Annotated in this window: 8 protein-coding genes and 1 pseudogene; 8 read left to right on the top strand and 1 reads right to left on the bottom strand. The window is 69.1% G+C overall.

What is annotated here, in order from left to right; translation table 11 throughout:
* Positions 1-145: 145 nt before the first annotated feature.
* Positions 146-466, bottom strand: a pseudogene (locus tag ACWD0J_RS40315) (SCO2400 family protein); the annotation flags it as partial.
* Positions 467-765: 299 nt separating this feature from the next.
* Between ACWD0J_RS40315 and ACWD0J_RS40310 the strand changes: the two are divergent.
* The 8 genes from ACWD0J_RS40310 to ACWD0J_RS40275 all read left to right on the top strand — a co-directional run bounded on the left by ACWD0J_RS40310 (position 766) and on the right by ACWD0J_RS40275 (position 11,125).
* Positions 766-1,926, top strand: coding sequence for a mandelate racemase/muconate lactonizing enzyme family protein (locus ACWD0J_RS40310; RefSeq protein WP_451500836.1), 1,161 nt, complete (start codon positions 766-768; stop codon positions 1,924-1,926).
* Positions 1,923-2,927, top strand: a complete 1,005-nt coding sequence (locus tag ACWD0J_RS40305) for a zinc-dependent alcohol dehydrogenase (protein WP_451500835.1) — start codon at positions 1,923-1,925, stop codon at positions 2,925-2,927. Before ACWD0J_RS40310 ends, ACWD0J_RS40305 begins: the two co-directional genes overlap by 4 nt.
* Positions 2,928-3,036: 109 nt before the next feature.
* Positions 3,037-4,005 carry a hypothetical protein gene (locus ACWD0J_RS40300; protein WP_451500834.1) on the top strand — a complete coding sequence of 323 codons (969 nt, stop codon included), beginning with the start codon at positions 3,037-3,039 and terminating at the stop codon, positions 4,003-4,005.
* Positions 4,006-4,150: 145 nt separating this feature from the next.
* Complete coding sequence (gene chvE / locus ACWD0J_RS40295; protein ID WP_451500833.1) at positions 4,151-5,263, top strand: multiple monosaccharide ABC transporter substrate-binding protein; 1,113 nt, start codon at positions 4,151-4,153, stop codon at positions 5,261-5,263.
* Between the two features lie 32 nt (positions 5,264-5,295).
* Entirely contained in the window at positions 5,296-6,846 is a 1,551-nt protein-coding gene (gene mmsA / locus ACWD0J_RS40290; RefSeq protein WP_451500832.1) for a multiple monosaccharide ABC transporter ATP-binding protein, read from the top strand.
* On the top strand, positions 6,843-8,087 hold the full coding sequence (gene mmsB / locus ACWD0J_RS40285; RefSeq protein WP_451500831.1) for a multiple monosaccharide ABC transporter permease: 1,245 nt from the start codon (positions 6,843-6,845) through the stop codon (positions 8,085-8,087). Before mmsA ends, mmsB begins: the two co-directional genes overlap by 4 nt.
* 59 nt (positions 8,088-8,146) lie before the next feature.
* Positions 8,147-9,295 (top strand): aldose epimerase family protein, encoded by a 1,149-nt coding sequence (locus ACWD0J_RS40280; protein WP_451500830.1) that lies wholly within the window; start codon positions 8,147-8,149, stop codon positions 9,293-9,295.
* A gap of 162 nt (positions 9,296-9,457) precedes the next feature.
* Complete coding sequence (locus ACWD0J_RS40275; RefSeq protein ID WP_451500829.1) at positions 9,458-11,125, top strand: pyridoxal phosphate-dependent aminotransferase; 1,668 nt, start codon at positions 9,458-9,460, stop codon at positions 11,123-11,125.
* Positions 11,126-11,252 lie beyond the last annotated feature (127 nt).

Below are 11,252 nucleotides of genomic sequence, written 5' to 3'. Positions count from 1 at the left end.
GCCGCGCGCGGGACACGGTTACCGGATCGCGGTGGTCAGTGACATCCACCTGGGTCCGGTGCTCGGCCGCGGGTTCGCCCAGAAGCCGGCGCCGTGCCGCCCGGCCGCCCGCCGGCTCCACGGCCTCGGTCCGGCCGGCGTGCGGCCCGGCGTCCGCCGGGTCGTCGTCACCGCCGCCGTCCGGGCCCTCACCGCCGTGTACGGCCCCTTGGCCGCCCTCGTACGCGTCACCCGCGTACCCGCCGCCGTACGCGTCCGCAAGGGCGTCACCCGCGTACCCGCCGCCGTACACCCGGTCGGCCCCGGGGCCGCCGACGGTCCCGTAGGTCTCGTGGGTCCCGTAAGCCTCGTGGCTCCCGTAGGCCTCGTAGGCCCCGGCAGCGCGGAGCTGTTCGGCGGATGCGCCGCACCCGGGGCAGGCGAGGGCGCCGTTGAGGTGCCTGCGGCACGGGTGGCAGTAGTCCATGACGCGTGGAAGATTAGGTTCCTCTCAGGCGGCGTTCATAGTCACAGCTGTGAAAGTTGTGTAGGGAAGCGGGCCTTCGGCGGGGTCACTTGCGACGAGGACGGACATCGCGCCGAAACCGCCGTCGAAAGCGCGGTCGAAAGCGGTGTCGAAACCGTTATGTGCTGGACCCATTGACACTCCCCTCGCCCCGTCCTTACTGTCACGCCAGCATTTCGAACGTGTGACGAAATTTCGAACACACGCGATCGAGCCACCCACAGACGAACAAGACGACGACGCAGCAAGGGGCTACTGCCGTGCGCATCACCGGAATCAGCACACACGTGGTCGGGACGCCGTGGCGCAACCTGACGTACGTCCAGGTGCACACCGACGAAGGCATCACGGGAGTCGGTGAGACCCGGATGCTGGGCCACACCGACGCGCTGATCGGATATCTGCGCGAGGCCGAGGTCAACCACATTCTGGGCTCCGACCCGTTCGCCACGGAAGACCTCGTGCGCCGGATGAAGTACGGCGACTACGGGCGGGCCGGCGAGATCGTGATGTCCGGGATCGCCGTCATCGAGATGGCCTGCTGGGACATCAAGGGCAAGGCCCTCGGCGTGCCGGTGTGGCAGCTGCTCGGCGGCAAGGTCACCGACAAGGTCAAGGCGTACGCCAACGGCTGGTACACCACCGAGCGGACCCCGGAGGCCTACCACAAGGCCGCCCAGGGAGTCATGGAGCGCGGGTACAAGGCGCTCAAGATCGACCCCTTCGGCACCGGGCACTACGAGCTCGACCACCAGCAGAGCCTGTACGCCGTCTCCCTCATCGAGGCCGTGCGCGACGCCATCGGGCCGGACGCCGAGCTGATGCTGGAGATGCACGGCCGCTTCTCCCCCTCCACCGCCGTCCGGCTGGCCAAGGACCTCGCGCCCTTCAAGCCCGCGTGGCTGGAGGAGCCGGTGCCGCCGGAGAACCTGAAGGCGCTGGAGAAGGTCGCCGCCAAGGTCGACATCCCGGTCGCCACCGGTGAGCGGATTCACGATCGCATCGAGTTCCGCGAGCTCTTCGAGAGCCAGGCCGTCGACATCATCCAGCCGGACGTCGGCCACATCGGCGGCATCTGGGAGACCCGCAAGCTGGCCGCCACCGCCGAGACCCACTACATGCTGGTGGCCCCGCACAACGTCGGCGGCCCGGTGCTGACCGCCGCCTCCCTCCAGGTCGGCTTCACCTCCCCGAACTTCAAGATCCTCGAACACTTCAACGACTTCGCGGACGCGGAGATCAAGAAGGTCGTCAAGGGGGCGCCCGAGGTGATCGACGGGTACTTCCACCTGTCCGACGCGCCCGGACTCGGTGTCGAGCTGGACGTCGACGCCGCCGCCGAGTTCCCGCAGCAGCAGGCTCGGTTCGACCTGTGGGCCGAGGGTTGGGAGCAGCGCAAGCCGAAGGGCCCCAAGAAGTGAGCGAGGCCGTCGTCATCGAGGCGCCGGGCGAACACCGGCTGACCTCGCACGACCCCAGGCAGCCGGCGTCCGGGGAGGCGCTGGTGCGCGTCCACTCCGTCGGCATCTGCGGCAGCGACCGCGAGGTGTACCAGGGCAACCGGCCCGAGGGGTACGTCCGCTACCCGCTGACCCCCGGCCACGAGTGGTCAGGCACCGTCGAGACCGTCGGTGCCGGGGTGCCCGCGTCGCTGGTCGGCCGCAAGGTCGTCGGTGAGGGCTTCCGCAACTGCCAGGTGTGCGACCGCTGCCACGCGGGCGAGACGACGCTGTGCACGGCCGGGTACGAGGAGACCGGGTTCACCCAGCCCGGGGCCATGGCGGCCACCCTCACCCTCCCGGCACGTCTGCTGCACGTCCTGTCGGACGACGCCGACCTGACGGCGGCGGCCCTGCTCGAACCCGCGGCCTGTATCGCGGCCGCCGCCATGAAGGCGCACGCTCTGCCCGGCGAGCGGGTGGCCGTGGTCGGCACCGGGACGCTCGGCATGTTCGCCGTGCAGATCCTGAAGGCCGGCTCGCCGGCCGAGCTGCTGGTCGTCGGCACGCGCGACGACCGCGAGGCGCTGTCCCGCCAGTACGGCGCCACCGACTTCCGGCTCAGGAACCAGGAGCTCCCCGACGACTTCGACGTCGTCATCGAGACCGCCGGGTCCGCGTCCGCCGCGCGCACCGGCGCCTCCCTGCTCCGGCGCGGCGGACGCCTGGTCCTGACGGGCATCCCGGCGCCGGGCGCCGAGGGACTCGACCCGACGGACCTGGTCGTACGGCAGCTGGAGGTGCACACCGTCTTCGGGGCACCGCCGGACGCCTGGGCGCACACGGTGCGGATGTTCGGGGCCGGGCTGCTCGATCCGCTGCGGCTGGTCACGCACGAGCTGCCGCTGGACCGGTTCGCGCACGCCATCGAGCTGGTCGGGTCCGGTGATCCGAAGGTCGGAAAGGTGCTGCTCCACCCCTAGACGTACGCCGGTACGGGAGCGACCTGACGGCCCCCGTACCGGCGTACACCCACCCTTTCGCACCCAGAGCCGCGAACTTCGTCCGCACTACCGAACAGAAGGACAGCTTGTGACCGACGCTTCCGCCACGGCAGCCCGCAGGCCCGGTGAGCAGGCGCTCACCACTCTCGGCCTGGCCGCCCCCGCCCTCGACCCCGCCGACGCCTCGGCGCACACCTTCCCCGGCGGCGGCCGCTGGCGCACCGAGATCCCCTCGTGCGAGGGGCCCGAAGCGCTGGCCGTCATCCTCAAGGAGGCCTCGCGCCTCGACGTGCCGATCCACCGGATCAGCCAGGGCAGCGGCGTGTGGATGCTGACCGACGCCGAGATCACCGAGATGGTCGACGCCACCAACGAGCGTGACATCGAGCTCTGCCTGTTCACCGGCCCGCGCGGCACCTGGGACATCGGCGGCTCGACCCGGACCGACTCGCGCGGCGGGGGCCTGCGGGCCCGCGGCCACGACGCGGTCGCCGGGTGCGTCGAGGACGCCGTCCGGGCCACGGAGCTGGGCGTCAAATGCCTCCTCGTCGCCGACGAGGGCGTGCTGTGGACGCTGCACCGGGCGCGCCGCGCCGGGATCATCCCGGCCGACACCACCCTGAAGGTCTCGGCGCTGATCGGTCCGGTCAACCCGGCCGCGTACGCGGTGTACGAGAACCTCGGCGGCGACTCGATCAACGTGCCGAGCGACCTGACGCTCGATCACCTCACCGAGATCCGGCGGGTTTCCGCCGCCCCCATGGACATGTACATCGAGGCCCCGGACGATCTCGGCGGTTATGTGCGGATGTACGAGGTCGCCGAGCTGATCCGGCGCGGCGCACCGCTCTACCTGAAGTTCGGCCTGTCCAAGGCCCCGGCGCTCTACCCGTACGGCCACCACCTGCGCGATGTGACCCTGAGCTCGGCCCGGGAACGGGTGCGGCGCGGTCGGCTCGCCCTGGACCTGCTGGCACGGCACGGAGCGGACGGCGACATGGCCCCGCTCGGCTCGCGGCTGCCCGGTGATCTGCGTCGATTCGAAACGCCCTCATAACGTTCCGGACAACGCCCCTTCACAAAAGGCCACGCAGCCCCACACAATCGCACACACCTTCTCCTCGGTCTCATCCCGCAGCGCGTCGGGCAGCACCCCCGCACCGTCAGACCGAGCCCCGCCCGAAACATCAAGGATGATGATCATGCGCACTCGCCGCGCCGCACTCGCCGCCATAGCCGCCTCCGCCTCCCTGGCCCTCACCCTGTCCGCGTGCGGCCAGAGCGGTGAGGGCGGCAGCGAGGAGGGCTCCGGCAGCACCGAAGGCGCCACCATCGGCATCGCGATGCCCACCAAGTCCTCCGAGCGCTGGATCGCCGACGGCAACAACGTCAAGAAGGACCTGGAGTCCAAGGGCTACAAGACCAAGCTGGTCTACGGCGAGGACGACCCGGACCAGCAGGTCTCGCAGATCGAGAACCTGATCACCCAGGGCGTCAAGGCCCTGATCGTCGCGGCCATCGACAACAAGTCGATGAACAACGTCCTCCAGCAGGCCAAGGACGCCGACATCCCGGTGATCTCCTACGACCGCCTGATCCTCGGCACGGAGAACGTCGACTACTACGCCTCCTTCGACAACGAGAAGGTCGGCGAGCTCCAGGGCAACTACATCGTCGAGAAGCTCGGCCTGAAGGACGGCTCCAAGAAGGGCCCGTTCAACATCGAGCTCTTCGCCGGCTCGAACGACGACAACAACACCCGCTACTTCTTCCAGGGCGCGATGAACGTCCTGCAGCCCTACATCGACAAGAAGCAGCTCGTCGTCCGCTCCGGCCAGACCAAGCTGACCCAGGTCAGCACCCTGCGCTGGGACGGCGGCGTCGCCCAGAAGCGCATGGACGACATCCTCACCTCGGCCTACAAGAGCGAGCGGGTCGACGCGGTCCTGTCGCCCTACGACGGCATCTCCATCGGCATCCTCTCCGCGCTGAAGTCCGACGACTACGGCTCCAAGAGCAAGCCGCTGCCGGTCGTCACCGGCCAGGACGCCGAGGTCGCCTCGGTGAAGTCGATCATCGCGGGCCAGCAGTCGATGACCGTGTACAAGGACACCCGCGAGCTCGCCAAGGTCTCCTCGAACATGGTCGACGCGCTGCTGAACGACAAGAAGCCCGAGACGAACGACACCAAGACGTACGACAACGGCTCGAAGGTCGTCCCGGCCTACCTGCTGGAGCCGGTCGCCGTCGACAAGGCGAACTACCAGAAGGTCGTCGTCGACTCCGGCTACATCAAGGAAAGCGACCTGAAGTAACCGCCACCCCCTAGTGATTGGAAGGCACGACCATGGCGGGACCCGTCCTGGAAATGCGCTCGATCGTCAAGACCTTTCCCGGCGTCAAAGCGCTGTCGGACGTCACACTGACCGTCCAGCAGGGCGAGGTCCATGCCATCTGCGGGGAGAACGGCGCCGGCAAGTCGACCTTGATGAAGGTCCTCTCCGGCGTCCACCCGCACGGCACGTACGAGGGCGAGATCCTCTTCGAGGGTGACGTCTGCGAGTTCAAGGACATCCGGGCCAGTGAGCATCACGGCATCGTGATCATTCACCAGGAGCTGGCCCTGGTGCCCTACCTCTCCCTCGCGGAGAACATCTTCCTCGGCAACGAACACGCCACGCGCGGGTTCATCAACTGGAACGACACCCTCAAGCACGCCAGCGAACTGCTGCGCCGGGTCGGTCTCTCCGACCATCCGGAGACCCGCGTCGCCGACATCGGCGTGGGCAAGCAGCAGCTCGTGGAGATCGCCAAGGCGCTGTCCAAGAAGGTGAAGCTGCTCATCCTGGACGAGCCGACCGCGGCTCTGAACGACGAGGACAGCGGCAAACTCCTGGATCTCATCCTGGAGTTGAAGACCCAGGGCATCACCTCGATCATCATCTCCCACAAGCTGAACGAGATCCGCAAGGTCGCCGACTCGGTGACGATCCTGCGGGACGGGCGCACCATCGAGACGCTCGACGTGAAGGCGGCGGAGACGACCGAGGACCGGATCATCAGCGGGATGGTCGGCCGCGACCTGGAGAACCGCTTCCCGGAGCGCTCCCCGCACGAGCCGGAGGAGGGCCAGGCGCCCGCCCTGGAGGTCCGCAACTGGACCGTGCACCACCCGATCGACCAGCAGCGCAAGGTGGTCGACGACGTGTCCCTGTCGGTTCGGCGGGGTGAGATCGTCGGTATCGCGGGCCTGATGGGCGCCGGCCGCACCGAGCTCGCGATGAGCGTCTTCGGGCGCTCCTACGGCCGGTACGCGGGCGGCACGGTCCTCAAGGACGGCACGGAGATCCGTACGAAGTCCGTCCCGGAGGCGGTCAAGCACGGCATCGCGTACGTCACCGAGGACCGCAAGCACTACGGCCTCAACCTCATCGACACCATCGGGCGGAACATCTCGCTCAGCGCGCTGGGCAAGGTCGCCAAGCGCGGTGTGGTCGACGAGCACGAGGAACGGCAGGTCGCCGAGGGCTTCCGCACGTCCATGAACATCAAGGCGCCGACCGTCTTCGAGCCGGTCGGCAAGCTGTCCGGCGGCAACCAGCAGAAGGTCGTCCTCAGCAAGTGGATCTTCGCGGGTCCGGACGTGCTGATCCTGGACGAGCCGACACGTGGCATCGATGTCGGCGCCAAGTACGAGATCTACACGGTCATCGACCAGCTGGCCGCGCAGGGCAAGGCGGTCGTCTTCATCTCCTCCGAGCTGCCGGAGCTGCTGGGCATGTGTGACCGCATCTACACGATGGCCGCGGGGCGGCTGACCGGTGAGTTCTCGCGGGCCGAGGCCTCGCAGGAATCACTGATGCGCCAGATGACAAAGGACAAAGAGGTAACCCGATGAGCACGGACGTGACCGCCAAGACGCCGGCCCCCGCGCCGCCCGGCCAGGGCGGTTCGGCAACCGGTGACAGCCTGCTGCAGCTGATCGTGGACGGTATGCGCCGCAACATGCGGCAGTACGGCATGCTGTTCGCCCTCGGCCTGATCGTGGTGCTGTTCGCCGTATGGACCAACGGTGACCTGCTGCTGCCGCGCAACGTCTCCAACCTGGTGCTGCAGAACAGCTACATCCTGATCCTCGCGATCGGCATGATGCTCGTCATCATCGCGGGCCACATCGACCTGTCGGTCGGCTCGCTGACGGCGTTCGTGGGCGCGGTGGGAGCCGTGCTGATGGTCAACCACGACATCGCCTGGCCCGTCGCCCTGGTGATGTGCCTGGCCATCGGGGCCGCGGCGGGTGCCGCGCAAGGGTTCCTCATCGCGTATCTGGGCATCCCGTCGTTCATCGTGACGCTGGCGGGCATGCTGACCTTCCGCGGACTCACGGAGATCTTCCTGGAGGGCCAGACGATCGGCCCGTTCCCGGAGGGGCTGCAGAAGGTCGCCAACAGCTTCCTGCCCGAGGTCGGCCCGGACACCAACTACCACAACCTGACCCTGCTGCTCGGTCTCGCGGTGATCGTGTTCGTGGTGCTCCAGGAGCTCCGCGACCGCAAGCGGCAGCAGGAGTTCGCCCTCGAGGTGCCGCCCGTCAAGCTGTTCGCGCTCAAGCTCGTCGCGCTGGTGGCCGCCGTGCTCACCGTCACGATGCTGCTGGCCAGCTACAAGGGCGCCCCGATCGTGCTGCTGATCCTCGGCACCCTGGTCGTCGGCTTCGGCTACCTGATGCGCAACGCGATCATCGGCCGGCACATCTACGCGATCGGCGGCAACCTGCCCGCGGCGAAGCTGTCGGGCGTCAAGGACAAGAAGGTCACCTTCCTTGTCTTCCTCAACATGGGTATGCTCGCGGCCCTGGCGGGTCTGGTGTTCGCCGCCCGCTTCAACGCGGCCTCGCCCAAGGCCGGCCTCAACTTCGAGCTGGAGGCCATCGCGGCCGCCTTCATCGGCGGCGCGTCGATGAGCGGCGGTGTCGGTACCGTCCTCGGCGCGATCATCGGTGGTGTGGTCCTGGGCGTGCTGAACAACGGCATGAATCTGGTCGGTATCGGCACCGACTGGCAGCAGGTCATCAAGGGTCTGGTGCTGCTGGCGGCGGTCGGTTTCGACGTCTGGAACAAGCGCAAGGTCGGTTCGTAAGTCGGACGGGCCCCGCTGCGAGGCGGGGCCCGTCTCTCTTTCCATTGCAGGAGTCGCACATGGAACTGAGCAGACGTACCGTCATCGCCGGGGCCACGGCCGCCGGCGTCGCCGCCGCGACCGTCGGTGGCACGGCCCACGCCACGGGAGGCAGGAAGCCGGTGAAGTCACCCTTCGGCAAGCTCGCCGACGGCACGAAGGTCCAGCTCTGGTCGCTGGAGAACGGCGGCACCCGCCTGAAGGTCCTCTCCTACGGCGGCATCGTCCAGTCCCTGGAGATCCCGGACCGCGAGGGCCGGTACGCCAACGTCTGCCTGGGCTTCGACACCATCGAGGACTACGTCGCCGACTCCCCGTACTTCGGCGCGCTGATCGGCCGTTACGGCAACCGCATCGCCCGGGGCAGGTTCGCCCTGGACGGCAAAAGCCATCAGGTCAGCGTCAACGACGGCGACAACAGCCTGCACGGCGGCACCCAGGGCTTCGACAAGCGCGTCTGGGACGTCGAGCCGTTCACCAAGGGCTCCGACGTCGGCCTGTACCTGTACTACACCAGCGCCGACGGCGAGATGGGCTACCCCGGCACGCTCCGGACGAAGGTGACGTACACCCTGACCCGGCAGGGCGACTGGCGCGTCGACTACGAGGCCACCACCGACAAGGCCACCGTCGTCAACCTCACCAGCCACGTCTACTGGAACCTGGCCGGCGAGAGCAGCGGCACGGTCTACGACCACGAGCTGAGGATCGACGCCTCCCGCTACACGCCGGTGGACGCGGGGCTGATCCCCACCGGCGAGCTGGCGAGGGTCGCCGGCACCCCCTTCGACTTCCGCAGGACCAAGACCGTCGGCGAGGACATCCGGGTCGCCCACCAGCAGTTGTTGTACGGCAAGGGCTTCGACCACAACTGGGTCCTCGACAAGGGCATCACGCGCAGGCCGGAGCACGTCGCGACGCTCAAGGACCCGTCCTCCGGGCGGACCATGAGGATCGCGACGACCGAGCCGGGCCTGCAGTTCTACTCGGGCAACTTCCTCGACGGCACCCTCGTCGGCACAGGCGGCAGCGTCTACCGCCAGGGTGACGCCCTCTGCCTGGAGACGCAGCACTTCCCGGACTCGCCCAACCAGCCGTCGTTCCCCTCGACACTGCTGCGACCTGGGCAGACGTACCGGACGACGACGGTGCACTCGTTCCACGCCTGACCGTTGCCCACAGGTGGCGCACAAGTTCTCACCCGTTTCTCAGCGGTTGAACAGCGTCACCGCAGCCTCCGTATGTAAGGGCGGCCCGTGCTCCCCCGCACGGGCCACCCAGACGACGGGCCCGGTCGTCCCCGCCGGGCCCGCCCCACACGGAGGCTCCCCTTGGCTGACAACGTCACCTCGCTGTTCCGCAGCACCGCGGCGCACAGCCCGTCGATGGCGGCGTTGACGCGGGAGGGCGGCGAAGGCGCCGGTCCGGTGGACTTCTGCATCCCCTGCAATCCGTACTTCCCGACGCCGGCCATGTTCGAGGAGATGGCCGGCCGGCTGCGGGACATCATCACGTACTACCCGAGCAGCGCCGACACCATCACGGCCGAGCTGTGCAGCCTGCTCCAGCTCCCCCCGCAGTGCGTGGCGATGGGCAACGGCTCGACCGAGCTGATCACCTGGATCGACCATCTCCTGGTGCGCGAGTCCCTCGCCGTCCCCGTGCCCACCTTCGGGCGCTGGACGGACCAGCCGATGGAGACCGGCAAGCGGGTCGACATGTTCCCGCTCCAGGAGTCCAGCGGCTTCGCCCTGGACCTCGCGCAGTACGCCGAGTTCATCCGGGCACGGGGCACCCGCGTGGCCGTGATCTGCAACCCGAACAACCCCGACGGCGGCTTCCTGCACAAGCACTCCATCGTGCAGTTCATGGACGCGATGGCCGACCTGGACCTGGTCGTGATCGACGAGTCGTTCCTGGAGTTCGCGGACGCGGAGGTCGAGCCGAGCGTCGTCCAGGAGGCGATGCTGCGGCCGAACGTGATCGTGCTGCGCAGCCTCGGCAAGAACTTCGGCCTGCACGGCATACGGTTCGGCTACCTGGTCGCCAACCCCTCCCTCGCCGGCCGCATCCGCTCGATGCTGCCCAAGTGGAACCTCAACTCCTTCGCCGAGCATGTGGTGTTCATCCTCAAGCAGCACGGCACCGAGTACGCGCAGAGCCTCCACCAGGTCCGCCGGGACCGCCTGGACATGGCCGGCCAGCTCGCGTCCCTGCCCGGACTGACGGTCTACCCCTCGCAGGGCAACTTCCTCTTCGTACGCCTGCCCGTGGGCGCCGAAGGCACCGTGGTCCGGGACCGGATGCTCACCGAGCACCGGATCCTCGTCCGCGAGTGCGGCAACAAGATCGGCTCCTCCAGCCGCTTCCTGAGACTCGTGGTGCGCCCCCAGGTGGATGTGCGTCGCCTGGTGTCCGGCCTGGAACAGGTGCTCTACGGGACCAGGAGGGGAGCCGCCGTGCCCGAGCTGGCTACCGGGACCAGCTACAGCTCGGGTACGGCGGCGGTGGACCGGCTGGTCGGTGCCACCAACGGCGCCGGCATGCAGGGCCTCGCCGCTCAGGCCATGGCCGCACCTGCGCCGGGGCTCGCGGCGGCTCCGGCGCCCGGCGCCGGCATGCCGATGCCCGCGGCGGCACAGACCGGCCAGCCGGGCCGGCCGGGTCAGACCGGCGGTGCCGGGATGCCGATGCCGGCGGTGGCCCAGGCGGCCCCCCAGCCGTTCGGCGCCCCGGCCCAGGCCCCCATGCCCGCCCCGGTGCCCATGCCCACGCAGATGCCCGCGCAGATGCCCGCCCCGGTACCGGCGGCGGCCGCCGCGCCCCCGATGACCGGCCAGACCCCGCCGGGCGTCCCCGCCCGGGGCGGTCTCACCGCCGCCCAGGTCCGCGGCATGACCGCCCCGGCCCCGGTACCGGACCTGGAGGCGGCCCCGGCCACCGGCTGGCCCCACGCGCAGAGCTGGCCGAACGCGGCGGGGATGGGACAGGTCGGCTGAGACCCTCCCGCCAGGGGTCCCGATCGCGGGGAACCGCGCGGCCACGTGTCGTGAGGGGGAGAGCGCGTGGTCGAGTCGTTCCCGTACCGCCGGGGGGCGCGCACCCGAAGCGGCGCTGTCGTGGGAC

The sequence above is a fragment of the Streptomyces sp. NPDC003011 genome, from assembly GCF_053591515.1.
Note: the sequence above shows the minus strand (reverse complement) of the source record. Positions and strands in the feature narration are given on the sequence as shown.

What these genes read in the sequence shown, in the direction of transcription:
- ACWD0J_RS40280 (WP_451500830.1), top strand. Translation starts at nt 8,147, where the DNA reads ATGGAACTGAGCAGACGTACCGTCATCGCCGGGGCCACGGCCGCCGGC.
- mmsB (WP_451500831.1), top strand. Translation starts at nt 6,843, where the DNA reads ATGAGCACGGACGTGACCGCCAAGACGCCGGCCCCCGCGCCGCCCGGC.
- mmsA (WP_451500832.1), top strand. Translation starts at nt 5,296, where the DNA reads ATGGCGGGACCCGTCCTGGAAATGCGCTCGATCGTCAAGACCTTTCCC.
- chvE (WP_451500833.1), top strand. Translation starts at nt 4,151, where the DNA reads ATGCGCACTCGCCGCGCCGCACTCGCCGCCATAGCCGCCTCCGCCTCC.